The sequence below is a fragment of the Jannaschia pohangensis genome (assembly GCF_900113875.1).
Classification (GTDB): Bacteria; Pseudomonadota; Alphaproteobacteria; order Rhodobacterales; family Rhodobacteraceae; genus Jannaschia; species Jannaschia pohangensis.
Window position 1 is genome coordinate 520,243 of record NZ_FORA01000002.1, and the last position, 24,429, is coordinate 544,671.

Annotated in this window: 26 protein-coding genes; 13 read left to right on the forward strand and 13 right to left on the reverse strand. The window is 65.2% G+C overall.

The features are described 5' to 3' along the window. Window positions 1–36: 36 nt before the first annotated feature. Window positions 37–1,182 carry an alpha-hydroxy acid oxidase gene (locus BM002_RS09595; protein ID WP_092779862.1) on the forward strand — a complete coding sequence of 382 codons (1,146 nt, stop codon included), beginning with the start codon at window positions 37–39 and terminating at the stop codon, window positions 1,180–1,182. Here the strand turns inward: BM002_RS09595 and glpK are convergent. From glpK to BM002_RS09615, 4 genes are all read right to left on the reverse strand, one after another. After that, window positions 1,166–2,644: a glycerol kinase GlpK gene (glpK, locus tag BM002_RS09600; RefSeq protein WP_092779864.1), complete on the reverse strand. Its 1,479-nt coding sequence runs from the start codon at window positions 2,642–2,644 to the stop codon at window positions 1,166–1,168. The two genes, BM002_RS09595 and glpK, sit on opposite strands and share 17 nt — an antisense overlap. Before the next feature lie 154 nt (window positions 2,645–2,798). Further along, window positions 2,799–3,194 carry a hypothetical protein gene (locus BM002_RS09605; protein WP_217641165.1) on the reverse strand — a complete coding sequence of 132 codons (396 nt, stop codon included), beginning with the start codon at window positions 3,192–3,194 and terminating at the stop codon, window positions 2,799–2,801. A gap of 5 nt (window positions 3,195–3,199) precedes the next feature. Further along, window positions 3,200–3,973, reverse strand: coding sequence for an FG-GAP repeat domain-containing protein (locus tag BM002_RS09610; RefSeq protein ID WP_092779868.1), 774 nt, complete (start codon window positions 3,971–3,973; stop codon window positions 3,200–3,202). Next, window positions 3,973–4,296 carry a 2Fe-2S iron-sulfur cluster-binding protein gene (locus BM002_RS09615; protein WP_092779870.1) on the reverse strand — a complete coding sequence of 108 codons (324 nt, stop codon included), beginning with the start codon at window positions 4,294–4,296 and terminating at the stop codon, window positions 3,973–3,975. Before BM002_RS09615 ends, BM002_RS09610 begins: the two co-directional genes overlap by 1 nt. 206 nt (window positions 4,297–4,502) lie before the next feature. Between BM002_RS09615 and BM002_RS09620 the strand changes: the two genes are divergently transcribed. Further along, window positions 4,503–4,934 carry a peptidoglycan-binding domain-containing protein gene (locus BM002_RS09620; protein ID WP_245749191.1) on the forward strand — a complete coding sequence of 144 codons (432 nt, stop codon included), beginning with the start codon at window positions 4,503–4,505 and terminating at the stop codon, window positions 4,932–4,934. After that, a complete protein-coding gene (locus tag BM002_RS09625) occupies window positions 4,931–5,650 on the forward strand; it encodes a heparan-alpha-glucosaminide N-acetyltransferase (RefSeq protein WP_092779874.1) in 720 nt (239 codons plus the stop codon). Before BM002_RS09620 ends, BM002_RS09625 begins: the two co-directional genes overlap by 4 nt. A gap of 62 nt (window positions 5,651–5,712) precedes the next feature. On the opposite strand, the gene BM002_RS09630 is transcribed toward BM002_RS09625, so the two are convergent. The 6 genes from BM002_RS09630 to BM002_RS09655 form a co-directional block, all read right to left on the reverse strand. Continuing rightward, window positions 5,713–7,155: a Do family serine endopeptidase gene (locus tag BM002_RS09630; protein ID WP_245749192.1), complete on the reverse strand. Its 1,443-nt coding sequence runs from the start codon at window positions 7,153–7,155 to the stop codon at window positions 5,713–5,715. A gap of 275 nt (window positions 7,156–7,430) precedes the next feature. Continuing rightward, the gene (gene hflC / locus BM002_RS09635) at window positions 7,431–8,303 is read right to left on the reverse strand and encodes a protease modulator HflC (RefSeq protein ID WP_092779878.1); all 873 of its coding nucleotides are present in this window, start codon (window positions 8,301–8,303) and stop codon (window positions 7,431–7,433) included. Beyond that, a complete protein-coding gene (gene hflK, locus BM002_RS09640; RefSeq protein WP_092779880.1) occupies window positions 8,303–9,481 on the reverse strand; it encodes an FtsH protease activity modulator HflK in 1,179 nt (392 codons plus the stop codon). Before hflK ends, hflC begins: the two co-directional genes overlap by 1 nt. A 65-nt stretch (window positions 9,482–9,546) precedes the next feature. Further along, window positions 9,547–10,905 (reverse strand): glutathione-disulfide reductase, encoded by a 1,359-nt coding sequence (gene gorA / locus BM002_RS09645; RefSeq protein ID WP_092779882.1) that lies wholly within the window; start codon window positions 10,903–10,905, stop codon window positions 9,547–9,549. A 91-nt stretch (window positions 10,906–10,996) separates the two neighbouring features. Continuing rightward, a complete protein-coding gene (gene rpiA, locus BM002_RS09650) occupies window positions 10,997–11,785 on the reverse strand; it encodes a ribose-5-phosphate isomerase RpiA (RefSeq protein ID WP_092779884.1) in 789 nt (262 codons plus the stop codon). A 30-nt stretch (window positions 11,786–11,815) separates the two neighbouring features. Beyond that, complete coding sequence (locus BM002_RS09655; RefSeq protein WP_245749193.1) at window positions 11,816–12,607, reverse strand: thiamine diphosphokinase; 792 nt, start codon at window positions 12,605–12,607, stop codon at window positions 11,816–11,818. A gap of 24 nt (window positions 12,608–12,631) precedes the next feature. Here BM002_RS09655 and BM002_RS19300 point away from each other — a divergent pair, with 24 nt between their 5' ends. Further along, the gene (locus BM002_RS19300; RefSeq protein ID WP_245749194.1) at window positions 12,632–14,743 is read left to right on the forward strand and encodes a hypothetical protein; all 2,112 of its coding nucleotides are present in this window, start codon (window positions 12,632–12,634) and stop codon (window positions 14,741–14,743) included. 100 nt (window positions 14,744–14,843) lie between these two features. Here the strand turns inward: BM002_RS19300 and BM002_RS09670 are convergent, their stop codons facing one another. Together BM002_RS09670 and BM002_RS09675 are read right to left on the reverse strand one after the other, a co-directional pair. Then, window positions 14,844–15,083, reverse strand: a complete 240-nt coding sequence (locus BM002_RS09670) for a DUF2842 domain-containing protein (protein ID WP_092779890.1) — start codon at window positions 15,081–15,083, stop codon at window positions 14,844–14,846. A 14-nt stretch (window positions 15,084–15,097) separates the two neighbouring features. Continuing rightward, on the reverse strand, window positions 15,098–16,390 hold the full coding sequence (locus BM002_RS09675; protein ID WP_092779892.1) for an adenylosuccinate synthase: 1,293 nt from the start codon (window positions 16,388–16,390) through the stop codon (window positions 15,098–15,100). 196 nt (window positions 16,391–16,586) lie between these two features. Between BM002_RS09675 and secG the strand changes: the two genes are divergently transcribed. From secG to BM002_RS09690, 3 genes are all read left to right on the forward strand, one after another. Then, window positions 16,587–16,946 (forward strand): preprotein translocase subunit SecG, encoded by a 360-nt coding sequence (secG, locus tag BM002_RS09680; RefSeq protein WP_092779894.1) that lies wholly within the window; start codon window positions 16,587–16,589, stop codon window positions 16,944–16,946. Between the two features lie 161 nt (window positions 16,947–17,107). Further along, entirely contained in the window at window positions 17,108–18,754 is a 1,647-nt protein-coding gene (locus tag BM002_RS09685) for a CTP synthase (RefSeq protein WP_092779896.1), read from the forward strand. Then, on the forward strand, window positions 18,754–19,611 hold the full coding sequence (locus BM002_RS09690; protein ID WP_092779898.1) for a PhzF family phenazine biosynthesis protein: 858 nt from the start codon (window positions 18,754–18,756) through the stop codon (window positions 19,609–19,611). The genes BM002_RS09685 and BM002_RS09690 overlap by 1 nt, the downstream gene beginning before the upstream one ends. Here BM002_RS09690 and BM002_RS09695 read toward each other — a convergent pair. Then, window positions 19,595–20,380 (reverse strand): MipA/OmpV family protein, encoded by a 786-nt coding sequence (locus BM002_RS09695; protein ID WP_092779900.1) that lies wholly within the window; start codon window positions 20,378–20,380, stop codon window positions 19,595–19,597. The genes BM002_RS09690 and BM002_RS09695 overlap by 17 nt on opposite strands. 114 nt (window positions 20,381–20,494) lie before the next feature. Here BM002_RS09695 and BM002_RS09700 point away from each other — a divergent pair, with 114 nt between their 5' ends. The 6 genes from BM002_RS09700 (at window position 20,495) to BM002_RS09725 (ending at window position 24,372) form a co-directional block, all read left to right on the forward strand. Continuing rightward, window positions 20,495–21,268 (forward strand): 23S rRNA (adenine(2030)-N(6))-methyltransferase RlmJ, encoded by a 774-nt coding sequence (locus tag BM002_RS09700; protein ID WP_092779902.1) that lies wholly within the window; start codon window positions 20,495–20,497, stop codon window positions 21,266–21,268. Between the two features lie 16 nt (window positions 21,269–21,284). Next, the gene (locus BM002_RS09705) at window positions 21,285–21,578 is read left to right on the forward strand and encodes a DUF1330 domain-containing protein (protein WP_092780574.1); all 294 of its coding nucleotides are present in this window, start codon (window positions 21,285–21,287) and stop codon (window positions 21,576–21,578) included. Window positions 21,579–21,602: 24 nt separating this feature from the next. Then, entirely contained in the window at window positions 21,603–22,043 is a 441-nt protein-coding gene (locus BM002_RS09710) for a tellurite resistance TerB family protein (protein WP_092779904.1), read from the forward strand. Then, complete coding sequence (locus BM002_RS09715; protein WP_092779906.1) at window positions 22,040–22,738, forward strand: PhnD/SsuA/transferrin family substrate-binding protein; 699 nt, start codon at window positions 22,040–22,042, stop codon at window positions 22,736–22,738. The genes BM002_RS09710 and BM002_RS09715 overlap by 4 nt, the downstream gene beginning before the upstream one ends. Before the next feature lie 96 nt (window positions 22,739–22,834). Continuing rightward, window positions 22,835–23,587 carry an ABC transporter ATP-binding protein gene (locus BM002_RS09720; protein ID WP_425431841.1) on the forward strand — a complete coding sequence of 251 codons (753 nt, stop codon included), beginning with the start codon at window positions 22,835–22,837 and terminating at the stop codon, window positions 23,585–23,587. A 53-nt stretch (window positions 23,588–23,640) separates the two neighbouring features. Beyond that, entirely contained in the window at window positions 23,641–24,372 is a 732-nt protein-coding gene (locus BM002_RS09725) for a transporter substrate-binding domain-containing protein (RefSeq protein ID WP_092779908.1), read from the forward strand. The last annotated feature ends 57 nt before the right edge of the window (window positions 24,373–24,429 follow it).

The window sequence follows — 24,429 nt, forward strand, 5'->3', positions numbered from 1 at the left end:
CTGGACAGACGGGGCCGCAACGTGCCTCCTGCGGGGATGGATCTCGACGTCACACATCCCGCCCTCTCCGACCTGCGTGCCCGCGCCAAACGCCGGATGCCGCATTTCGCCTTCGAATACCTCGACAGCGGGACGGGCCGCGAACTGGGCGTGTCGCAAAACCGCGCGGCGCTCGACGCGGTGCGCTTCCGCCCGGCCGTACTGCGGGGCGACATCACGCCCGACTTGACGCGCAGCACCCTGGGCCACAGCCATCCCGTCCCCTTCGGGATCGCGCCCATCGGCCTTGCGGGCATTCTCTGGCCCGATGCCGAACGCCACGTGGCCCGCGCCGCCGCCCGCCACCGCATCCCCTACGGTCAGAGCACCGTGGCCGCCGCCGCCCCCGAAGATACCGGCCCCATCGTCGGCGACCTGGGCTGGTTCCAGCACTACCCCGTCAACGACCCCGAGATTCGCCGCGACATGCTGGCCCGGATCAAGGCCTCGGGTTGGCGCGTTCTGACGGTCACCGTCGACGTGCCGGGCGAAAGCCGCCGGGAGCGCCAGCGCCGCGCCCATGTCTCCATGCCGCCGGTGATGACACCTCGGATCATCGCCTCGATCCTGTCGTCACCTGCCTGGGCGCTTGGCATGGCGCAAAAGGGGATGCCGCAGATGGTCTTCCCCGGCAGCTACATCAAGGCCGAGACGGGGGCCGACCATTTCACCCACGCGGGCCGCGTCATCCGCGCCTTCCCCGACTGGGACTATATCGCCGCCCTGCGCGCCGACTGGGACGGCCCGCTGGTCGTCAAGGGCGTGCAGGATCCGGGCGATGTCGACCGCCTGATCGACATGGGCGTCGATGCCATCTGGGTGTCGAACCATTCCGGGCGGCAATTCGAAGGCGGTCCCGCCGCGCTCGACGCGCTGCCGCCGGTGGTCGAACAGGTCGCGGGCCGGGTGCCGGTCTATTATTGCTCGGGGATCGCGGGCGGCCTCGACATCCTGCGGGCACTGGCGCTCGGGGCCGACTTCGTCTTTCTGGGCAAGGCCTGGTATTTTGCGCTCGCCGCCTTCGGGCCGCGCGGCCTCGACCACCTGATGCACATCCTGACCGCCGACATGACGGCGAACATGACGCAGATCGGGGCCAGCTCCCTCGACGATCTGGCGGGCCGCCTTATCCCTGCCGGGTAAGGGTCCGGCGCACGGCGTCCTGCCACCCGGCATAGCGGGTGTCGCGGTCCTTGGGCTCCATCTTCGGCTCGAACCGCTGTTCCAGCGCCCAGGACCGGGAAAATTCCGCTTGCCCCGGATAGACTCCGGCCCGCATTCCGGCCAGCCAGGCCGCGCCCAGGGCCGTCGTCTCCAGCACCTTCGGGCGGTCCACCGGCGCGCCCAGAATGTCCGACAGGAACTGCATCGACCAATCCGACGCGCTCATCCCGCCGTCGACCCGCAGGACCGTCTCGCCAAGATCGCCCACATCGGCCTTCATCGCCTCGAGCAGGTCGCGCGTCTGGTAGCCGACACTCTCCAGCGCCGCCCGCGCGAATTCGGCCGGCCCCGATCCGCGTGTCAGGCCAAAGATCGCGCCGCGCGCGTCCGGGTCCCAGTGCGGCGCGCCAAGCCCGGTGAACGCGGGCACGAGGTAAAGCCTTTGCTGCGGGTCCGCCTTGTCGGCAAGCGGCTGCGTGTCCGACGCCTGCCCGATGATGCCCAACCCGTCGCGCAGCCATTGCACCACCGCGCCCGCGATGAAGATCGACCCTTCCAACGCATAGGTCGGCTTGCCGTCCAGCTGATAGGCGATCGTGCCCAGCAACCGATGGGTCGAGGTGACGGGCGTGTCGCCGGTGTTCAAAAGGGCAAAACACCCCGTCCCATAGGTCGACTTCAGCATCCCCTTGTCGAAACAGGCCTGCCCCACGGTCGCCGCCTGCTGATCCCCGGCGACGCCCAGGATGGGGATCTCCGGCCCCAGAAGGTCGGTCGTGCCGAACTCCGCCGCGCAATCGCGCACCTCGGGCAGCATCTCCATCGGGATGTCGAAGAGACCGCAGATCTCCGCGTCCCACTGCCCCTCGTGAATGTTGTAGAGCATCGTGCGCGCCGCATTCGTCGCGTCGGTCACATGTGCCCGCCCGCCGGTCAGCTTCCAGATTAGATAGCTGTCGACCGTCCCGAACATCAGCTTGCCCGCCCTGGCCCGCGCCCGCGCGCCCTCCACATTCTCCAGGATCCAGCGCAGCTTCGTCCCCGAGAAATACGGGTCCATAAGCAGACCTGTCTTCGCGGTCAGCATCTCCTCCTGCGGCTTCATCCCACGGCAGAAGGCGGCGGTGCGCCGATCCTGCCAGACGATGGCGCGGTGCACCGCCTCGCCCGTGTCGCGGTCCCAGACCAGCGTCGTTTCCCGCTGGTTGGTGATGCCGATGGCGGCGATGTCCTTTGGGTCCACCCCGGTCCTGGCGACCACGTCGCGGCAGGTTTCGGCCACGGTCCGCCACAGGTCGTCCGCCTCATGCTCGACCCATCCGCTATCGGGGAAATGCTGGGTGAACTCCTGCTGCGACGTGGCGACGATCCGAAGGTCCGCGTCGAACAGGATCGCCCGGCTGGACGTCGTGCCTTGGTCGATGGCGAGAATATGGGTCATGGGGTCCTCCGCTCTGTCGCCCTCCGGTTTGGCGGATCGTGTCGGCGCGGGCAAGCGGGCGGCGGCCCGGGGTCGAAATCACGTCGGACGCAGATCACCCGTTGGTCACCCGTTCCGAATACATGGAATCCCGGGCCATTTTGGCCCCGCGCCGTCAGGACAGGGGAACGATCTCGCACTCGGCATCTGCGGGTTCCGCGTCGCGCATCAGCTGCACTTCGCCCGTCAAGGTCGAGCGATAGCCGACGTCCGGCCCCTCCTTGAAAGGGAGCCAGCAATGCGCGACCGACGGTTCATCTTCATAGCGAAAACAGAGTGTTGGCCCTTCGACATAGACGTCGCCGCGCACGCATTTTCCATTTTCGTCCCGCCATTGGCTCTGGCTGCGCGACAGGAATCGCTCATAGCCCACGACCGCCCCGGTTCGCCGGTCGACGAAGGCCATGGTCCGCCCCTCGATCCGCCCCAGAAGAACCTCGGGCGTAATCGGCCGCTCCTGCGCCCAAACCGCCCCCCCACTGGCCAAAAGGCCCATCAGGATTGCCGCCAAGCCTCTCATGGGAAAGAACAATTCATCGCCTCCTGCATCGCGGTCGGGGTATTGGTGCCAAGGCGTCTGGCCTTGATTTCGCGCCCGTCAAAGCGCAGGGCCAGCACCTCGGTCCAGTCGGCCGAAGCCAGGATCATCTCGGGCCCGCCATCGCAGGTCCGCAAGCCGCCATGGATGATCTCATCCCCGATCCGGTGGTTGGTCACCCCCGACGCCGCCGCCACCTCGGTCAGGGCGCCGTCCGAAAATCTCCATATTCGCAAGGTCTTGGCCAGGTGCGGACGGTCGACAAAGGCAATCTCCACGGCCCCGTCCCCATCCAGATCGGCCCAGGCCGCAGGCGCCAGCCACCGGTTGCGCCGCCCGATATAGGGCGTTTCGGCCAGCACGGTCAGACGATCCTCCGGCCCCTCGGCGTAAACCACCAACTGCGCCCCCTGCGTCACGCTGGAGCGCACGGCGATCACCTCGGGGATGCCGTCCCCCGTCACGTCCACCAGGCGTGGTGCCGTATCCTCGAACACATGTCCGTCGCCCGCCGCAACGCTGAACACGCCGCAACTGTTGGCGCTACGGGGTGACGCCACCACAAGGGTCAGGGCATCGGGGATATTCCCCATGATCCCATGGCCATAGATGTCGGTCGGATCCCGGTACCAGGCCGCCTGATCCCCGCTCTGCGTCATGCTCCCGGCAATCGCCTGCGTCTCGGGCGACACCCGACAGGCCTGCGCCCCGGTGGCCGCAAGGACACAGACAAGAGCCGCGCGCAGGATCATCAGATCTGCTTTTCGGGCATCCGCACCACAAGGCCGTCGAGCGCGTCCGACACCTTCAACTGGCACGTCAGCCGCGAGGTGGTCGGGTCGGCCTCATAGGCGAAGTCGAGCATGTCCTCTTCCATGGCGTCCTTGGCCGGAAGCTTGTCGACCCAGGCCGGGTCCACATAGACGTGGCAGGTCGAGCAGGCGCAGGCCCCGCCGCAATCCGCTTCGATCCCGGGGATGTTGTTGTCGCGCGCGCCTTCCATCACGGTCAGGCCGGTCGGGACGTCGACGACATGTTCGGTGCCGCCGTATTCGATGTAGGTGATCTTCGCCATTGGACCCTCTGATTGTCTGTCCTCCGGGTTAGCGGCGCGGTGGCCGCTGCGCAACATTCCACGGGCAGATAAGAGCCGAAGTCGCGGCACGACCCTGCGGGACGTTTCGCCGCACAGGCCAGATCGGTTAGGGTATCGCGGACGGGCGGGCCCCAAGACCGCGCCCCGGATTGAGGCCGATGCTGCGAACCGCATTCCCATGGTTGATGCTTGCCGCCACCGCGGCCTGTGTTCCCGCGTCCGGCCCGGCGGTCGGGCGTGCCGATAGCCCGGTGAACGCGCAGCCGGGGCTCTGCTATGCCTTGGGCAGCCGGATCTCCCCTGCGCTCGACCTCACCCCCGAAAGCCCCGATGCGCCGCCGCCCCTTGTCCGGACCAGCGATTTGGAGGAGAGCCCCGAATACTGGTTCGAGACGCCCTGCGCGCTGCGGGCGGGCAGCCGTGATTTCATCGAACAGATCCAGCGCGCCCTGGCCGCGCGGGACTTCTACGACGGCGAGATCACGGGCATCTATGACACCGCGACCCGGGCGGCCGTCGCGGCCTATCAGTCCGAACAAGGGTTGGAGAGCGCGACCCTGTCGACCGAGTCCGCCAAGGCCCTCGGCCTTGTGGCCTTGGGGCGAGACGGCGTTTGACCCATCGGCTGATCGCCCTCGACTGGCTTCGGACCGCCGCCTTCGTCGCCATGGCGGTCTTCCACTTCGGACGCGATTTCGAGGTTCTGGGACTGGTGCCGCCGGGGACGACCTTCGGCGGCCTCTGGGATCTGTCGGCGCGGACCATCGCGTCGAGTTTCATTTTTCTGGCCGGCTTCTCGATCTGGCTGGCCCATGGCAAACGCTTTCGCCCCCGGTCCTTCGGCAAACGCCTGGGGCTGTTGGCCGTGGCGGCCGGCGGGGTCAGCTTGGCCACGTATTTCGCGGTGCCGGGGGCCTGGGTCCGCTTCGGCATTCTGCATTCCATCGCCCTGAGCAGCGTCTTCGCCCTCATGTTCCTGCGCGCCCCGTGGTGGTCGACCGCGCTGGCCGCCGCAGCGGTGCTCTGGGTCGGGCCCCAGTTGCGCGCGCCGACCTTCGACGGCGTCTGGTGGCTGTGGTCCGGGTTGGGCACCTCGACGCCCGCGATGATCGACTATGAACCGATGGTCCCCTGGCTGGCCCCTTGCCTTGCTGGCCTCGCCTTCGGACAGGCGGGCGGCGCGCGACTTCTCGACTGGGGGCCTGCGGTGCCGGGCCCGGTGGCGCGGGCATTGGCTTGGCCCGGCCAACATGCGCTGAGCCTCTACCTGCTGCACCAGCCGATCCTGATCGGGCTGATCCTGGCGGGGGCCTGGATTTCGCAACGCATTTGACTGCAGGCCGAAACGAAACGGGCGCCACGAAGGGCGCCCGGTTCTTCATTCAAGGGATCGCGTCACTCCGTGTCGAGCGGCAGCGCCACGAAACGGGCGTCGCCACCACGCCGGATCAGCAGCAGGAACGATTTCTGGCCCGCGGCCTTGGCCTCTTCGACGCGCTCTTCGAATTCGGCGATCGTCGAGACGCTGACCTGTCCGGCCTCCTCGATCAGATCGCCGGTCCGCAGGCCCTTCTGATAGGCCTCCGAGCTTTCGTCGATGTCCGACACCACAAGGCCCGTGGCATTGTCGTCGAGACCAAGCTGGCCGCGCAGCTCATCGGTGAGCGTCGAGACCGTCAGGCCGAGGAGCGTGCTGTCGGAGGGTTCGTCCGACGGGGACTCGGAGGATGCGGGAACCGCGCGCTCCGCGTCTTCGCGGCGCCCCAGGGTCACCAGCAGGGTCTGTGTCGCGCCATCGCGGAAAATCACCACGCGAACGGCCTTTTCGACGGGCGCATTGCCGACTGTGCGGACCAGTTGGTCGCTGTCGCCGATTTCGGTGCCGTCGAAGGTCAGGATGACGTCGCGCGGCTCGATCCCGGCGTCCTTGGCGGGACCATCGGGAACATCGGTCACAAGCGCACCGCGCGCCCGCTCCAGCCCCAGGGCCTCGGCCAGTTCCTGATCGACGTCCTGGATCCGCACGCCGAGCCAGCCGCGGCGGGTTTCGCCGAATTCCTGCAACTGGTCGACGACGCGGGTCACGACATTCGACGACATGGCAAAGCCGATGCCGATGGATCCGCCGTTGGGCGACAGGATGGCCGTATTCACGCCGATGACTTCGCCGTCCATGTTGAACAGCGGCCCGCCCGAGTTGCCCCGGTTGATGGCCGCGTCGGTCTGGATGTAGTCGTCATAGACGCCCTGCAGTTCCCGCTGGCGGGCCGACACGATGCCCGCGCTGACCGAGAATCCCTGACCCAGGGGGTTGCCCATGGCCATGACCCAATCGCCGGTGCGCACGACTTCGCTGTCGCCGAAGGGGACGAAGGGCAGCGGCTCGTCGGTTTCGACCTTGAGGACGGCGATGTCGGTGTTCGGATCGGTGCCGATCAGTTCGGCGGGCAATTCCTCGCCCGAGAAGAATTCGATCAGGATTTCGTCGGCGTTTTCGATCACGTGGTTGTTGGTGACGATATAGCCGTCTTCGGAGATGACGAAGCCGGACCCGAGGGCAGAGCCGCGACGGGTCGGCGGTTGCGGCGCGCCGTCAGGACCGCGATTGCGGTTGCGGAATTCGTCGAAGAAATCCTCGAGCGGGTTGCCGCTGTTGGGGCCGCGCTGTGCGGCGGTGATGGTCGTGTTGGTGGTGATGTTGACCACGGCACCCGAAACCTGATCGACCAGGTCCGCGAAGGTATCGGGGCGCTGCTGTGCCGCTGCGGTCAGGGTGGTGGCGATGGTCATCGCCAGCCCCAGAACGACGGCCATGACCGCGCGATAGGCGGTCGGCATTGGTCGTTGCAAATCGGAGTTCATCGGCAGGTTTCCCTTTCTGAAAAACGAGTCGCGGGCGCAGGACCCGCCAGTGTCTGCCCGCCCGATGTTTGCACCCTGCGCCGCACATTCAACGCGTCGAGCCTCACATGGGCGTGACTTCCCACGACAAAGGTAGTGCGCGGAGACCCGGTTGAACAGGCACAACCTGCGTGTCCGCGAAGCTTGGGCGCAAAACGAAGGGGCCCCGCGATGCGAGGCCCCCAAGGCTATCGAATGCTGCCGGGTTTTGATCAGCGATCCAGACGATCCGTTTTCAGGTAATCGAAGAATTCGCTGTCGGGCGACAGGACCAGCGTCGAATTCGACCCCTGCAGCGCACGGGTGTAGGCCGTGAGCGAGCGGTAGAATTCAAAGAACTCCGGATCGCGCGAGAAGGCGTCGGCGAAGATCGCGTTGCGGCGGGCATCGGCCTCACCGCGGGCGATTTCGGCGTCCCGTGCCGCATCCGACGTAAGCTCAATCACGGTCCGGTCGGCCTGGGCGCGGATCCTTTGCGCGGCTTCTTCACCCCGGGCGATTTCGTCCGCGGCTTCGCGTTCGCGCTCGGCCCGCATCCGGGCGAAGGTCGCATCGAGGTTCTGCGGCGGCAGGTCGGTCCGCTTGAGACGCACGTCGATGATCTCGATCCCCAGGGCCCGCGCTTCGTTACGCGATGCGGTGGCGATGCGGAGCATCAGGGCGGCCCGGTCCTCGGACAGGATGTCGTTGGAAGACACCGACCCCAGAACCTCGCGCAGTTCCGAGCGCAGGATCGTGTCGAGCCGCTGTTCGGCGGCGGGGATGCCACCGGTGCCGACCGCCTGCCGGAACTGCTCGACGTTCACGATGCGGTAGCGGGCGAAGGCATCGACGACCAGACGACGGTCATCGGAGGGCGTGACTTCCAGCGGGTCGATGTCGCGGCTCAGGATGCGGTCGTCGTAATAGACGACTTCCTGAATGAGCGGTAACTTGAACGACAGGCCGGGCTCTTCCTTGACCGAGACGATCTGACCGAATTGCAGGACCAGCGCTTTCTGGCGTTCGTCCACCACGAAGATCGAAGACAGAACGCCAATCACGACCACGGCGGCAATCGGCAGAAGATATGCGGAACGCTTCATCAGTTGTTCCCCCCTTGGCCAGAGCGTCCGCCCCGGAGTTCGTTGAGCGGCAGATAGGGGACGATGCCCTGTCCGCCGCCTTCGCCGCCCAGACCACCGTCGACGATGATCTTGTCGACGTCGCCCAGAACCTGCTCCATCGTCTCGAGGTAGAGACGTTTGCGCGTCACTTCGGGCGCGGCCAGGTATTCGGTCAGAACGGCCGAGAAACGGCTGGCCTCACCTTCGGCTTCGTTGATGACGCGGGCGCGGTACCCCTCGGCCTGTTCCAGAAGCTGCGCCGCTTCACCACGCGCGCCGGCCAGGACGCGGTTGGCATAGGCATCGGCCTCGGATTGCAGGCGGTCGCGCTGCTGCTCGGCGGCCTGCACTTCGCGGAAGGCGTCGATCACGTCCTCGGGCGGATCGGCCCGGTCGAAGTTGACGCGCAGGATGGTGACCCCGGCGTCATAGCTGTCGAGCGTGCTCTGAACCAGCTCCAGAAGCCGGTCGGCGATGATGCCGCGATCCCGGTTCAGGATCGGCGCCAGATCCGATTGCGCCACGATTTCGCGCATCGCGGATTCGGACACGGCCCGGATCGTCGCCTGCGGATCGGCGAGGTTGAACAGGAAACCGGCCGGATCGTTGATGTTCCAGACAACCTGGAAGTCGATGTCGACCACATTCTCGTCGCCGGTCAGCATCAGCCCCATTTCAGAGCGATTGCCGGTCCGCCCGACGCCGATGTCCACCGTGCGCTCGGTCGTGACCTGCACGACTTCGGCGGTGACGATGGGCCAGGGCGCGAAGTTCAGGCCGGGTCCGCCGGTCGAGGAAAACTCGCCCAGGAACAATTCGACCGACTGTTCTTCGGGTCGCACCGTGTAGAACGACTGCAAACCCCAGGCCCCGATGGCCAGAAGGGCGATGATGCCGATGGTCAGCCGGTTCAGTTCGAACCCGCCGCCGCCCGGGCCGCCATCGCCGCCGCCGTTGCCACGATTGCCCCGACCGCCCATGAGGACGCGGAGTTGATCCTGGCCCTTTTTCATCAGCTCGTCGATTTCGGGCACGCCTTGCGGACCACGGTTCGGGGGCTTGCGCCCGCCGTTCGGTCGATCGGAGCCGCGGTCGTCGTTGCCGCCCCCGCCACCTGAATTGCCGCCGCCCCCCCAGGGGCCTCCGGTGCCTGCCATGTATTCCGTCCCTTCAGTTCTCGGTCGTCAGTGTTCAGTCTAAATTGGCCTTTGCGCGCCCATGTTCAAGCAAGGACGCGCACTGGGTCCTTCAAAGTCACCAGTTCTTCGGCCATCGTCGGGTGAACCGCACAGGTGCGGTCGAAGTCGGCCTTGGTCGCGCCCATCTTCAGCGCGACCCCGACAAACTGGATCATCTCGCCCGCGCCGGGGCCCACGATATGGACTCCGAGGACCTTGTCCGTCTCCCTGGAGACGAGCATCTTGAAGAGCACGCGCTCCTCTCCGCCCGCAAAGGCCTGCTGCATGGGGCGGAACGCGGCCGCATAGACCAGCGTCGGCTCCTGCGCCTCGGCCTCCTCTTCGGTCAGGCCCACGGTTCCCATTTCGGGCTGGGTGAAAACGGCGGTCGGGATCAGGTCGTGATCGACGGGGGTCTTTTCGCCGTGGAACACGGTCTTGTTGAAGGCCACGCCCTCGCGGATGGCCACGGGCGTCAATTCGACGCGCCCCGTGACATCGCCGATGGCATAGATCGAGGGCACGTCGCTCTGGCTGTACGCGTCGACGCAGATCGCGCCATGCCGGTCCAGCTTCACGCCGATTTCCTCGAGGCCGAGGCCAGTGCTGTTCGGCTTGCGCCCCGTGGCCCAGAGAAGACAGTCGAACTCCTCCGTGTGCCCGTTGGAGCCCTTGACCCAGATGCGGTCGCCGCGCTTTTCGACTTCCATCGGGGCACAGCCGGTGTGGATGGTGATGCCGCGCTGCTGCATCGCGTCGGAGACATGGCCCCGCGCCTCCTCGTCGAAGCCACGCAGGACGTTTGCGCCGCGCACGAACATGCTGACCTCGGTCCCGAGACCGTTGAACACACCCGCGAATTCGCAGCCGATGTATCCTGCCCCGACGATCAGCATCTTCTTGGGTAGCTCAGGCAGGTGGAACACGTCGTCCGACACGATCCCGAGGTCCGCATTCTTCATCTCGGGCCGAACCGGGCGTCCCCCGGTCGCGATCAGGATGTGCTTGGCCGTGAATTCCGTCCCGTCGGCCAGGGCGACGGTATGCGCATCCTTCAGGACCGCGCGCTGTTCATGGATCGTCACACCCGCCTTGGTCGCATTGGTGTGATATGCCTTCTCCAGCCGATCCAGTTCGGAATGCAGATGGGTTCTGAACCCGTCCCAGTCGAAATCCCCGACCTGAGCGGTCCAACCATAAGTCCGCGCCTCGGCCACGGCCCCCGGATAGGTCGAGGCATAGACCATCAGCTTCTTGGGCACACAGCCCCGGATGACACAGGTGCCGCCCATCCGACTTTCTTCGGCCAGCCCGACCTTGTGCCCGTCCATCGCGGTCAGCCGTGCCGCCCGCACGCCACCCGAGCCGCCGCCGATGACGAAGAGATCATAGTCGAAATCCATGTAAGTCCTTTCCAGCCGGGGGCTGTGCGATGTTGCTGTCCCAAGTCCGTGCGTTGCGGGCAGACGTCCTCTGGGCGTGCGACAGGGCGGGTTAGTCCCCGATGGCGACGAAAATGTTGTCTTCCTCGCGCAGATCGATCCGTTCATGGGTCACGGTGCCGTTGTTGATATCGCGCACCTCGACCGAGCCATCGGCCCCCCCCATGATGACCACGTCACAGATATCGAGGAACAGTCCGTTCTCCACCACCCCGGGGATCTGGTTGAGGACCAGCGCCAACTGCCGCGGGTTGCCGATGCGGCGCAAGTGCAGGTCGAGGATCATGTTCCCCTCGTCCGTGCGATAGGGCGCATCGCGGTTCAGGCGCAGCGTGACCGACCGGCCCGCGACGTCCATGCCGATCAGGCTTTCCTCGATCAGGGCCTTGGTCGTCTGCCAGCCGAAGGGAATCACCTCGACCGGCAGGGGGAAGGCGCCCAGATGATCGACCTGCTTGGACTTGTCGGTGATGACCACCATCATGTCCGACGCGGTCGCCACGATCTTTTCCTGCAACAGCGCGCCGCCGCCCCCTTTGATCAGGCTCAGGTCGGGGTCGAATTCGTCCGCGCCGTCAATGGTCAGGTCCAGCCATTTCGCATCTTCTAGGGTGGCGACGGGCACGCCGCATTGCCGGGCAAGCTCTGCGGTGCGCGCCGAGGTCGGCACGCCGGTCACGCGCAGGCCGTCCTGGCGCACCATCTCGCCCAGGCACCGCACCATCCACGCCGCCGTCGACCCGGTGCCAAGGCCGATCCGCATACCGTCCTGGACATAGTCCAGCGCGCGACGGGCCGAGACGTATTTGGCCATGTCGATCGGGTTGGGTTTGGTGGTCATGTTCGGTGCTCCCCTTCGGCCGTCGCCGTCTTATAGCGGGGCGGATGCCCGGGGACGAGGGGCACTGTCCAGCGATTTCAGCAGAACCGTCAGCGCGGTCGCCGGAAGGATCAGGACCATGGGCCCACCCGACAGGGTCAGCGTGACGGGGCCGAGCGCTTCGTTCGAGGTGCCGACCCGTGTCGTGGGCGACATGGCGATCCCGTCGATGGGCCAGCGCAGGCCCGTGCTGGTCCCCGTGACGGGACCAAGGGGCCAGAGGGACACGCGCGTGCCTGCCTCTAGGTCAAGCTGCATGTCGTCGAGACAAACGCAAAGGCAGTCATCGTCACCCAGGAGGATACAATTCGCGCCATTGCGGGCAATTTCAGTCAAATTCGCAAGAAAATGGTCAACCCGTGCCCCGATAAAGCCAACTCCTATCGTCAAACTCGCGGGACAGGTTCTGAGTGCCTTGGCGAAATCCGTGCTATCCTGCTCGGCCAGGTGACACAGCCTGTCGGAAAAGGCCTCGCGGGCCGCAGCAGAGATTGAATCAAGGTCTCCGATCACCAGGTCCGGGACCAGGTCGAAGGCCAGCGCCGTGTCCGCCCCACCATCGGCGGCGATAAGGCGAGGCGCGTGGCTTAAGGCTTCATCAAGGGTTGTCCTGCTAACAGGCACCCCACCGACGAGGGTTTGAGGTATGGTATCATTAAGGCTGAGCTGTTTCGAATCTGGCAAGAATTCGCCCTCGGTATCGTCAAATGGTCCCGAACTTGGCACGATTTGACTGGATTCGCGTGATTGTATGCAAGGTGAAGTGAAACAGGATTCCCGCACGGGAAGAAAGTGATGGTGCCCCCAATGGTCCCGAACAACAAGATTCTCACGGTCGCCTACGGGACCTTCTCCTGCACTCTGGAGGGGTTCGACGATCCGTTTTCCGCAATGACCGAGATCGCGGAATACTTCCGCGATCTTGCCGCCGACGACAGGTTCTTCGGCGCGGAACCCCCGACCCCCGATATGGTCACCCTGCGCTCCATCGCGGAAGCCCGGGCCAAGCATTCGGTCGAAGCCCGCGAGGACGGCAAGGGTGTCACGCTCCGCCCGGCCGCCGCTGCGGTGACGCAGGCTGCCCCGGTCGTGGCAGAACCCGATATCGCCGACGACGCCCCCGAGGCACCCGTCGAGGCACCCCAGGAAGAGATCGTCGCCGACGCCCAGGTGGTCGAGGACGAGATCGTCGCCGTCGAGGAGATCGAGGTCGAGGACCTGGAGGGTGACGAGATTTCCGATGTTGAAGCGATGCTGGATGACATGGCCGCATCCGGCTCGGAAGAGGACAGCGCAGAAGACGAAGTGTCGGAGAGCCACGACGTGGTCGAAGCCGATCTCCAGCCATCTTCGGACTCGGACGAGGACGAGGACGAGGACGAGCATGTCGACGACATCCTGAACGCGGACGCGATCGAGGATGACGCCGAAGAAGTCGTCGAAGATATCGTCGATCGCGAAGATACGATCGAGGCGGATGTCGCAGCCGCGATGAACCTGTCGGCCTTCGCAGCGGACGATCAGGCCGACGACGAAGCCGACGAGATGTCGGCTGACGAGATGCTCGACGCTGACGAAGATGCCGTGGCCGAAGTGGAAATGGCGGAAACCGAGGAAGTTGCGGTCGAAGACGTCGAAGAGGAGGCTGCGGTCGAAGACGTTGCCGAGGATGTCGCCGAAGCAGCCGAGTCGGACGCAGAGGAAGTCGCCAAGGCTGAGGCTGAGGCTGAGGCTGAGGCTGAGGCTGAGGCTGAGGCTGAGGCTGAGGCTGAGGCTGAGGCTGAGGCTGAGGAAGCCGACGCGGCGGATGAAAAGAAACCCCGTTTCTTCCGTATTCGCAAAATGCGCCGTGCCAAGACAGACGCAGTCGCCGCCACCACCCAGGACGATGCGCAAGAGGCTGTCGCAGAGGACGCAGCGGAAGCGGACGATCTGATGGCCGCACTTTCCGATGAGTCCGACGACGACCTGATGGAAGCGCTTGCCGAAGACGAGTCGGACGACGCCGAAGCAGAGGCCGCGGAAGACGAAGACGATCTGATGGCCGAACTGGCTGCGATCGAGGCCGAATTGGACCGCGATCCCATCGGCTCCGCCATCAACGACACCGAGGATGATGTCTCGGCTGTCCTTCAGGACGATGACGAGGACGAGAGCGACGATCTGATGAGCCAGTTGGCCGCGATCCGTGCCGAAGACGACGACGACGAGACCGAAGAGGTGTCTTCGAAGGCGGACGCCGATCTGTCGGACGATGACGACGAAGAAGAAGGTTCGGTTCCGTCCGATCCGGACATGGAGCGGCTCTTCGCCGCTACCGATAGCCGCCTGTCGGGCGAAGACACGTCGCGTCGCCACGCGAATATCTCGCACCTCAAGGCGGCCGTTGCGGCACGTCGTGCTGATGGCCCGATCGAGCCCAAGGACGACTCGGACACCGATCCCTATCGTGCGGATCTGGCAAGTTCGGTGCGGCCGCGACGTGCCCCGGCCCCGGCCGAGGAAGCCCGGACATCCCGTCCCGAGCGCCCCTCACCGCTGGTTCTGGTGTCCGAGCAACGGGTCGAGCCGAAGCCCGAAGCCGATACCTCGGAAGACATTCCGCAGGTCGCCGCCTCTGATGGGGCCGACGGTGAAGATTTCGAGCTGTTCGCAGCCGAAGTCGGGGCCTTCGACCTGCCGGACGTGCTGGAAGCGGCCGCCGTCTACAGCACCAAGGTCTTGGGCCAGGACAGCTTCTCGCGTCCCCGGCTCCTGCACCTTGCCTCCGAGGCGTTCAATGACCTGAGCCGCGAGGACGGACTGCGGGGCTTCGGTCAGCTTTTGCGGGATGGCAAGATCCGCAAGGTCAACCGCGGAACCTTCGCGCTGGCCATCGAGTCGCGCTACACCGCCGAGGCAGAGCGCCGCGCCGGCTGATCCGGTCGCAGACCAAAGACAAAACCCGCCACATCACTGTGGCGGGTTTTCTTGTTTTCCGCCTGATCACCAGGGCCAGGGTCAGATATCGATCTTCGGTTCATTCATCGGGCGACGCGTCCGGATCTTCCCGACTGGTGCCCAGAAAGATCGGCTTGAGCGGGAAGAACGCCACGACGCCCAACACGATGTAGATACCCAGTTCGATCAGCAAGGGCGGTTGCCCGAACCGGTCATAGATGATCCCCATGACCCCCACGACGAAGCCGATGTAGAGCGGCAGTCCGATCAGCAAGATGAACAAGGACAGTCGCTTGCGTGTCTTGTGGCTGAGCGCCATTCCATGTCCTCCGGTCAATCCTCGAACGGGTCGGTCACGAGGATCGTGTCCTCCCGCTCGGGCGAGGTGGAAAGTAGCGCCACCTGGCACTGGATCAATTCCTCCACGCGCCGCACGTATTTGATCGCATTGGCGGGCAGATCGGCCCAGCTCCGCGCGCCCTCGGTCGATTCCGACCAGCCCGGCATCTCTTCGTAGATCGGCGTGCAGCGGGCCTGCGCATCCGCCGCGAACGGCAGATGGTCCAGCTGTTCGCCATCAAGATCGTATCCGACGCAGATCTTCAGCGTCTCGAACCCATCCAGAACATCCAGTTTGGTCAGGGCGATGCCATTCATCCCGGAGGTCGCGCAGGTCTGGCGCACCAGCACCGCATCGAACCAGCCGCACCGCCGCTTGCGCCCCGTCACCGTACCGAATTCGTGACCCCGTTCGCCAAGACGCTGACCATCCGCGTCGTGCAATTCGGCCGGGAACGGGCCTTCTCCGACACGCGTGGTATAGGCCTTGACGATGCCCAACACGAAATCGATTGCGCCCGGCCCGATCCCGGTGCCCGTCGCCGCCTGCCCCGCGATCACATTCGACGAGGTGACAAAAGGATAGGTCCCAAAGTCGATGTCGAGCAGCGCGCCCTGCGCCCCTTCGAAAAGGATGCGTTTCCCGGCGCGGCGCTTCTGATCCAGCACACGCCAGACGGGTGCGGCGTATTCCAGAACGGTCGGCGCGACCTTGGCCAGTTCGGCAAGCAGAGCGTCGCGGTCCACCGGCTCCATGCCCAGACCACGCCGCAGCGCATCGTGGTGAACCAATGCGCGGTCGACCCGCGCGGCCAGCGTGGCCGCATCGGCCAGATCGGCCACCCGAATCGCGCGGCGCCCGACCTTGTCTTCGTATGCGGGGCCGATGCCTCGACCGGTCGTACCGATTTTCGCGACCGAGTTCTGGTTTTCGCGCGCGCGGTCCAGCTCTCCGTGGATCGGCAGGATCAGCGGCGTATTCTCGGCGATCATCAGGGTCTCGGGCGTGATTTCGACACCCATCTCGCGCAACAGCGCGATTTCCTTGACCAGATGCCACGGGTCCAGAACCACGCCGTTGCCGATGACGGACAGTTTACCCCCGCGCACGATGCCCGAGGGCAGCAGCGACAGCTTGTAGACCTTGCCGTCGATGACCAGCGTGTGCCCCGCGTTGTGACCGCCCTGGAACCGGGCGATGACATCGGCCCTTTCGCTGAGCCAGTCCACGATTTTGCCCTTGCCCTCGTCGCCCCACTGGGCGCCGACCACTACGACGTTGGCCATGCGCTGGTCCCTTCCCCTGCGTTTGAACGGCGCCTCCTACCGCGTCGGCCGACAACATGAAAGCCACAACGCAGAGCCCGTGCCGACGATGCTGCGGCGGAAGGGTCGCATTGCGGGCCTGTGGCGGCGGTCGGGGCTTGCGACGGGGTGCTTGCGTCTCTAGGTAGCCCCCTGATCGCACAGAACGGGCCCGCCCATGGAAAACGTCATCCTCATCATCCACCTGATCTTGTCCGTTGGCCTGATCGGCGTCGTGCTGCTTCAGCGCTCCGAGGGTGGTGGGATGGGCCTGGGCGGTGGTGGCGGCGGGGCCGTGACCGGACGTCAGGCGGCGACGGCGATGACCAAGGTGACCTGGGTTCTGGCCATTGCCTTTCTGTGCACGTCGGTGTCGTTGACCGTCATCGCGGCGCGCAACGCCGCGGGCGGATCGGTGGTCGATCTTCTGCCGCCGGATTCGGCGACCGAAGAGGTCCTGCCCTCCCTGCCGAGCGGCGAGAGCCTGATCCCCCCGACATCGGATGACGCGCCGGTCGCGCCACCGCGGTCCGAATAAGCCAGCCCGAAACAGGCACATCTAGACGAAACGGTGTTTTCGGTCTCAGGATGTAGCGGGGTGCGGTTGCGGCCCGCCCCGTCTTCCTGTTACTCTCAAATCCCGTGATTGGTGATTCCCGGCAGGCTGGAATCAAGACGACTTCGCGGGGGCAATCGAACATGGCACGTTTTATATTCATCACCGGTGGTGTGGTGTCGTCGCTTGGCAAGGGTCTGGCATCGGCCGCGCTTGGGGCGCTGCTGCAAGCGCGGGGCTATACCGTCCGCCTTCGCAAGCTCGATCCCTATCTAAACGTCGACCCCGGAACGATGTCGCCTTTTGAGCATGGCGAAGTTTTCGTGACGGACGACGGGGCGGAAACCGACCTCGACCTTGGCCATTATGAGCGGTTCACCGGCGTTGCCGCGCGCAGCACCGACTCGATCAGTTCGGGTCGCGTCTATTCCAACGTCCTGGAAAAGGAGCGGCGCGGCGACTATCTGGGGAAAACGATTCAGGTGATCCCGCACGTCACCAATGAGATCAAGGATTTCATCAAGATCGGCGAAGACGAGGTCGATTTCATGCTCTGTGAAATCGGCGGCACGGTCGGGGATATCGAGGGCCTGCCGTTCTTCGAGGCGATCCGCCAATTCGCGCAGGACAAGGACCGGGGTCAGTGCATCTTCATGCATCTGACGCTCCTGCCGTTCATCAAGGCGAGTGGCGAGTTGAAGACCAAACCGACGCAGCATTCGGTCAAGGAATTGCGGTCCATCGGTCTTGCCCCCGATATCCTTGTCTGCCGGTCAGAAGGCCCGATCCCGCAGAAGGAACGCGAAAAGCTCGCGCTTTTCTGCAATGTGCGCGCCGGGAGCGTGATCGCCGCACAGGACCTCAAGTCGATCTACGAGGCACCGTTGGCCTATCACCGTGAGGGGATGGATCAGGCGGTGCTGGACGCCTTCGGCATCTCGCCCGCGCCCAAGCCCGACTTGTCCCGGTGGGAAGATGTCGTCGACCGCACACACAACACGGATGGCACCGTGAACGTGGCGATTGTCGGCAAATACACGCAGCTCGAAGACGCCTATAAATCCATTGCCGAGGCGCTGACCCATGGCGGGATGGCCAACCGGGTCAAGGTCGAAATCGAGTGGATCGATGCCGAAATCTTCGAGCGCGAGGACCATGGGCCGCTGCTGGAGCGGTTCAACGCGATCCTCGTGCCCGGCGGGTTCGGGGAACGGGGGACCGAAGGCAAGATCAAGGCCGCGCAATTCGCCCGCGAAAAGGACATCCCTTATCTGGGTATCTGCCTTGGCATGCAGATGGCCGTCATCGAGGCGGCGCGAAACATGGCCAACCTGGGCGACGCCGGGTCCGAGGAATTCGATCACGAGGCCAAGGACGCCCGCCGGTACACCCCGGTCGTCTATCACCTGAAGGAATGGGTTCAGGGCAATCACAAGGTCACCCGCAAAAGCAGCGACGACAAGGGCGGCACGATGCGGCTTGGGGCCTATGACGCCGTGTTGACCAAGGGCTCGCGCGTCGCCGAGATCTATGGAACCACCGCAATCGAAGAGCGTCATCGCCATCGCTACGAAGTCGACATCCGGTTCCGGGAGCAGTTGGAGGAGAAGGGCCTGATCTTTTCGGGCATGTCTCCCGATGGCCGCCTCCCCGAAATCGTCGAGGTCAAGGATCATCCCTGGTTCGTCGGCGTGCAGTTCCATCCCGAGCTGAAGTCCAAGCCCTTCGCGCCGCATCCCCTGTTCGCCGACTTTGTCAGGGCAGCGAAAGAGCAATCCCGGCTGGTGTGATGGGCGACCTGACGTTTCACGTCTGGGATGTCTTCACGGACCGCCCCTTTGCCGGAAACCCGCTTGCCATCGTCGAGGGGGCCGACGATCTGAGCGACGGGCAGATGCTGACGCTGGCGCGCCAGTTCAACCTGTCCGAGACGATCTTCCTGATGGCGCCCCGGAACGCGGCGCACACGGCCCGCGCGCGCATCTTCTTTCCGACGGCGGAAATTTCCTTCGCGGGCCATCCGACGAGCGGCGCGGCGCTGTTTCTGGCGGCGCAGCATGGCTTGACGGACATCACCCTGGAAGAAGAAGCGGGGCTGGTGCCGGTGCGCGTCACGGATGGCACGGCGCAATTCACGGCGCCGGTCATTCCGCATCCCCATGGCGGCACGCTTGATCCAGACCTCTGCGCGCGGGCCATCGGCCTCACGTCCTCTGGCCTCGGGCCGCATCGACCGGGCGCTTTCGCCGGTGGTCCGGCCTTTGTCTATCTGCCCGTGCGTGACAGGAAGACATTGGCGCGCGCGCGCCCCGTTGAGCCGCATTGGTCCGACCTGATGCAGTCCGCAAACGTCGACAGCGCCTGGGTTTACGACCCGGACCTCAACGCCCGAATGTTTTCACCCACGGCGGGTATCCCCGAAGATCCCGCCACCGGGTCGGCCAGCGCGATCTTGGCGGCGCAACTGCTGGCCAACGCCGCATTGCCAGAGGGCACGACGACTTTGACCCTGCACCAAGGCGAAGACATGGGCCGACCGTCGACGATCTGGTTCGAGGCGGATGTCGCGGGAGGTCGGATCAAAGCCGTCAGAATTGCCGGTCAGGCCGTTCCGGTCGCCATGGGGAAGATCAGAATCCCAGGCTGAAGCGCCGCGTGATCCCGATGGAGGCCGAGACGCTGGAGTCATTCGTCGTGATCGGGCTGCGGGCGGCATCGTTCTGCAACCGGTCATAGGACACCGTTGCATCGATCCCCCAATTATCGCTCAGCTGATAGGCCGCGCCAAGCTCGACCCCTGCCGACAGAAGGCCGCCGCTTGCATCGAATTGACCGAAAGCCGAGGTGCCGGCCTCAGCGGCGGTGACGCCGAAATAGGTCGCGGCATAGTCGCTGTCACCGAACAGAAGGCGGGGCCCCGCGCGCAGGGTCAGGCGGTCGGTCGGACGCGCCAGGGCGTCTGCGCCAAGTTCGCCGACAAAGCTCTCGTGGCCGATGATGCCGTAACGGATGACGCCGAACACCTGATAATCCTGCGTGGCATACCGCAAGCCGCCACCGATCTCGAGCGAGGCATCGACATCGGCCAAGCCGGTCAATTCAGGGTAATCCGCCGCCTCACGCTCGCCGATATAGCGGAACGATCCGGTGAAGCCGAAACCTTCGGGATAATAGAGCGGGTCTGGACTGCCGAAGGTGTAGCCGCCCAGTCGAAGGTAGTTCAGTTCGAACCCCAGAGCCGGTCCGGTTTCATTGTCAGACGACCCGAAGTATTCCGGCGTCGTCTGGACGCCGCCACGCAACGTGAACCCGATGGCCGCGCCCTGGCTCTGCGACGAGACGACGGGCGCATCCAGTGTCTGCGCCGAGGCGGCAGCGGTGGTCAGGGCAAGGGCGACGAAGGTCAGGCGAAGCATTTCGATTCTCGGTATATGTGAGTTACCTATCAGTTAGCACGGTCGAACGCCCCCGTCAGATCAAAGTTCCGACATCGCTTGCAAGGCTGCGTTTCGCTGGTTAGCGACACCGTCATGTTGTCATATCAACACGCTTTTCACGCGGGGAACGCCGCGGATGTCCACAAACACGCCGCGCTTGCCGTGGCGCTCGACTATCTGACGGCGAAAGACAAGGCGCTCAGCTATCTTGAGACGCACGCCGGGCGGGGTCTTTACGATCTGACCGATGCTGCCGCGACCAAGACCGGCGAGGCCGCGCAGGGCATCGACCGTCTGCTGCCGCGCTTTCCGGCGGACCACCCCTATGTTCGCGCCCTCGCAAGCCTGCGCGATATCCACGGGCCCGACAGATATCCCGGATCACCGCTCATCGCGGCACATCTGTTGCGTGCTTTCGACCGGATCGATCTGGCGGAACTGCACCCGGCGGAACACGAGGCCCTGACGCAGGCGATGCCGGTCAACCCGAACACCCGTCTGCACAAGCGCGACGGACTGGAAATGGCCCGGGCCCTTACCCCGCCCGACCCGCGCCGCGGCCTGATCTTGATCGACCCCTCGTGGGAGCTGCGGGATGACTATGATCGGATGACGCGCCTGCTGCCGCTCCTGCATCGCAAATGGGGGGTGGGCGTGGTCATGCTCTGGTATCCGCTGCTGGCCGACCGCCGCCATGTGCCGATGATCCGCGATCTGCGGGAGGCCCTGCCCGAGATGATCGTCCACGAAGTCGGCTTCCCCCCGGCACGGCCGGGACACGGCATGATCGGGTCCGGTCTTGCCATCGTGAATGCGCCCTGGGGTTTGCAACAGGCCTTGCCTGCCCTTTCGAAGATCTTTGACTGACCAGAAGGACGACACCATGCCGAAGGGATACTGGATCGCACATGGCCGCGTGGATGACGCGGTGAAATACGACCTCTACCGGGCCGCGAATGCGGCACCGCTGGCCGAGTTCGGCGCGCGGTTCCTGGTGCGGGGCGGGGCCCGCGAACTGGTCGAAGGGTCGGCCAAGCCCCGGACCGTCGTGATCGAATTCCCGAGCTATCAGGCCGCGCTCGATTGCTATGCCAGCCCGGGCTATCAGGCGGCGCTCGCCCTGCGGCAAGGGATCAGCGAAAGCGATCTGGTCATCTGCGAGGGGTGGGAAGGCTGAACCGGTCGCCCTATATGTCTGACCATGTTTGCTGATCTTCTGCGCCGCCTGACGGCCCCCGCCCCCGAACGCCTTCCCGAACCGGATGCGCGCCTTGCGCTTGCCGCCCTTCTGGTGCGCGTCGCGCGTAGCGACGGCCACTATGCGCCCGCCGAAGTGGACCGCATCGACCGCATCCTGAAACATCGTCACGGGTTGACCGACGGCGAGGTCTCTGCCTTGCGCGCCCAAGCCGAGACGCTGGAGGCCGAGGCCCCGGACACCGTCCGCTTCACCCGTGCTTTGAAGGACGCCATCCCGCTCGAAGACCGCATTGCCGTGGTCGAGGCGCTCTGGTCCGTGGCCCTGGCGGATGGGGCGCGCGATGCCCACGAGGACGGGTTGCTGCGCCTTCTGGTCAACCTTCTGGGTGTCAGCGATGTCGAAAGCGGCCTTGCGCGCAAACGGGCCGAGGGTCAGGCTTGATCGCAAGTCTGGCCTGGTATCCCGCCGCCCGACCTGCGTGGGAGGCACTTTGGCAGGACATCCGACGTCATCTTGGCGAGGGGCCGGAGGTCCTGCACTGGCCCGAGGATTTCGCCCGCCATTGGCGGTCGCGCGACCTCCTTCTGTCCATGACCTGCGCGCTGCCCATGAAACTGGGCCTGGCGGATCACGTGCATGTGGTCGGAGCGCCGGTGTGGGATGTCCCCGGTCTGCCCCTGCCGCGCGGAACCTATGCCTCCCATTTCGTGACGCGCGTCGATGATCGTCGGCCTCTGGCGCGCGCCGCCGAGGGTGGGCTGGCGGTCAACGCGGGCGACAGCCAGTCGGGATGGGGCACGCTGGTGGCAGCGGGGCTCGAGGGGCCGCGGATCGTCACCGGAAGCCATGCGGCGTCGATGCGGGCCGTTGCCGAGGGTCGCGCGGATCTCGCGGCCATCGACGTGGTCACATGGGCCCTGGCGCCCCACCCCGGTCTGCGCATCCGGGTGACCACGCCGCCGACACCGTCCACCCCGTTCATCACCGCATTTCCCGAGATGGTCCCGCGCCTTGAAGACGCACTACGCCGCGCCATTGCGGGGCAGAACCGGGCAAACGCCTTGGCCACACGTCTGAGCGGGTTGGTCCAGATGCCGGTGGACGCCTATGCCGTCAGCTATCGCAAGACGGCGTGACGGCGCGTCCGGCATTGCATTCCAATGTTTTTTCCGGCGTAAACGAGGCTGTTGCTCAAAACCGCGAGTCCTGCCTTGGCTTTCGCCCCGCCCGTCTTGGAGATTAGAGGCCTTCACAAGGCCTACGGCCAGCTTGAGGTTCTCAAGGGAGTCGATCTGACGGCGCGGCAGGGACAGGTGATCTCGCTCATCGGATCGTCGGGGTCGGGCAAGTCAACGCTGCTGCGCTGTGCCAATCTGCTGGAAGACAGCCAGCAGGGTGACATCCTGTTTTGCGAGGAGGCGGTGCATTGGCGCGGTGCGGGTCACAACCGCCGGCCAGCAGACGCTGCACAGATCACCCGCATCCGCACGAATCTTTCCATGGTGTTCCAGAGCTTCAACCTCTGGTCTCACATGACGATCCTGCAAAACGTGATGGAGGCGCCGGTCCAGGTGCTGCGTCGCGATCCCAAGGAAGTAGAGGCCAAGGCCCGCGACTACCTTGAGAAGGTCGGCATCGGTGACAAGGCGAACGCCTGGCCCGCCGAACTGTCGGGTGGCCAGCAACAGCGCGCCGCCATCGCCCGCGCCCTCTGCATGGAGCCGAAGGCGTTGCTTTTCGATGAGCCGACCAGCGCGCTCGACCCCGAACTGGAACAGGAGGTGATCCGCGTGATCAAGGCCCTCGCCCAGGAGGGTCGGACCATGGTCATCGTTACCCACGACATGAACCTGGCGCGCGACGTCAGCGATCACGTCATCTTCCTGCACCAGGGCCTGATCGAGGAAGAGGGCGCGCCTGACGCCCTGTTCGGGTCCCCGAAATCGGAGCGTCTGCGCGGCTTCCTGTCCGCAACGTCCCACTGACTTTACCCCGCCAAACCCGGAGCAAACCGGGGGGCACAACACGGAGAGAGACCATGAAACTGATCCTGACTGCCGCCGCGCTCGCGGTTGCCGCCACGGGTGCTATGGCCGATGGCCACGCCCAGACCGTCCGCATGGGCACCGAGGGCGCCTATGCCCCTTACAACTTCCTCAACGATGCGGGCGAAGTCGACGGCTTCGAGCGCGAGGTCGGCGATGAGCTTTGCGCCCGGGCCGAGCTGACCTGCGAGTGGGTCACCAACGAGTGGGACAGCATCATCCCGAACCTGACCTCGGGCAACTACGACACGATCATCGCGGGCATGAGCATCACCGACGAACGTGAGGAAGTCATCGACTTCACCCAAAACTACTTCCCGCCCGCCGCCTCGGCCTATGCTGCCCTGTCGGCCGATGCCGACCTGACCGGCGGTGTCATCGCCGCGCAGACCTCCACGATCCAGGCGGGCTATGTCGCCGAGTCCGGCGCGACCCTGCTGGAATTCGCCACCTATGACGAAACCGTCGCCGCTGTGCGCAATGGCGAGGCCGATGCCGTTTTCGCCGACAAGGACGCCCTTGCCCCGACGGTCGAGGAATCGGCCGGTGACCTTGTGTTCGTGGGCGACGATGTCCCCCTCGGCGGTGGTATCGGCCTTGGCCTGCGCGAAAGCGACACCGAGCTGAAGGAAAAGTTCAACGCCGCCATCCAGTCCATGAAGGACGACGGCAGCTTGAACGAGCTGATCGTCAAATGGTTCGGCGAAGACGCCAAGACGTTCTGATCGACCATGTGGGGGCCGCACACCATGCTTCGTCGCAGGTTGCGGCCCCCGTTTGCC

Excerpts from the sequence above, each read along its gene's own strand:
- BM002_RS09595 (WP_092779862.1), top strand. The coding sequence starts at position 37 with ATGGATCTCGACGTCACACATCCCGCCCTCTCCGACCTGCGTGCCCGC.
- glpK (WP_092779864.1), bottom strand. The coding sequence starts at position 2,644 with ATGACCCATATTCTCGCCATCGACCAAGGCACGACGTCCAGCCGGGCG.
- BM002_RS09610 (WP_092779868.1), bottom strand. The coding sequence starts at position 3,973 with ATGATCCTGCGCGCGGCTCTTGTCTGTGTCCTTGCGGCCACCGGGGCG.
- BM002_RS09615 (WP_092779870.1), bottom strand. The coding sequence starts at position 4,296 with ATGGCGAAGATCACCTACATCGAATACGGCGGCACCGAACATGTCGTC.
- BM002_RS09620 (WP_245749191.1), top strand. The coding sequence starts at position 4,503 with ATGCTTGCCGCCACCGCGGCCTGTGTTCCCGCGTCCGGCCCGGCGGTC.
- BM002_RS09630 (WP_245749192.1), bottom strand. The coding sequence starts at position 7,155 with ATGCCGACCGCCTATCGCGCGGTCATGGCCGTCGTTCTGGGGCTGGCG.
- hflC (WP_092779878.1), bottom strand. The coding sequence starts at position 8,303 with ATGAAGCGTTCCGCATATCTTCTGCCGATTGCCGCCGTGGTCGTGATT.
- hflK (WP_092779880.1), bottom strand. The coding sequence starts at position 9,481 with ATGGCAGGCACCGGAGGCCCCTGGGGGGGCGGCGGCAATTCAGGTGGC.
- gorA (WP_092779882.1), bottom strand. The coding sequence starts at position 10,905 with ATGGATTTCGACTATGATCTCTTCGTCATCGGCGGCGGCTCGGGTGGC.
- rpiA (WP_092779884.1), bottom strand. The coding sequence starts at position 11,785 with ATGACCACCAAACCCAACCCGATCGACATGGCCAAATACGTCTCGGCC.
- BM002_RS19300 (WP_245749194.1), top strand. The coding sequence starts at position 12,632 with ATGGTCCCGAACAACAAGATTCTCACGGTCGCCTACGGGACCTTCTCC.
- BM002_RS09670 (WP_092779890.1), bottom strand. The coding sequence starts at position 15,083 with ATGGCGCTCAGCCACAAGACACGCAAGCGACTGTCCTTGTTCATCTTG.
- BM002_RS09675 (WP_092779892.1), bottom strand. The coding sequence starts at position 16,390 with ATGGCCAACGTCGTAGTGGTCGGCGCCCAGTGGGGCGACGAGGGCAAG.
- secG (WP_092779894.1), top strand. The coding sequence starts at position 16,587 with ATGGAAAACGTCATCCTCATCATCCACCTGATCTTGTCCGTTGGCCTG.
- BM002_RS09685 (WP_092779896.1), top strand. The coding sequence starts at position 17,108 with ATGGCACGTTTTATATTCATCACCGGTGGTGTGGTGTCGTCGCTTGGC.
- BM002_RS09690 (WP_092779898.1), top strand. The coding sequence starts at position 18,754 with ATGGGCGACCTGACGTTTCACGTCTGGGATGTCTTCACGGACCGCCCC.
- BM002_RS09695 (WP_092779900.1), bottom strand. The coding sequence starts at position 20,380 with ATGCTTCGCCTGACCTTCGTCGCCCTTGCCCTGACCACCGCTGCCGCC.
- BM002_RS09700 (WP_092779902.1), top strand. The coding sequence starts at position 20,495 with ATGTTGTCATATCAACACGCTTTTCACGCGGGGAACGCCGCGGATGTC.
- BM002_RS09705 (WP_092780574.1), top strand. The coding sequence starts at position 21,285 with ATGCCGAAGGGATACTGGATCGCACATGGCCGCGTGGATGACGCGGTG.
- BM002_RS09710 (WP_092779904.1), top strand. The coding sequence starts at position 21,603 with ATGTTTGCTGATCTTCTGCGCCGCCTGACGGCCCCCGCCCCCGAACGC.
- BM002_RS09725 (WP_092779908.1), top strand. The coding sequence starts at position 23,641 with ATGAAACTGATCCTGACTGCCGCCGCGCTCGCGGTTGCCGCCACGGGT.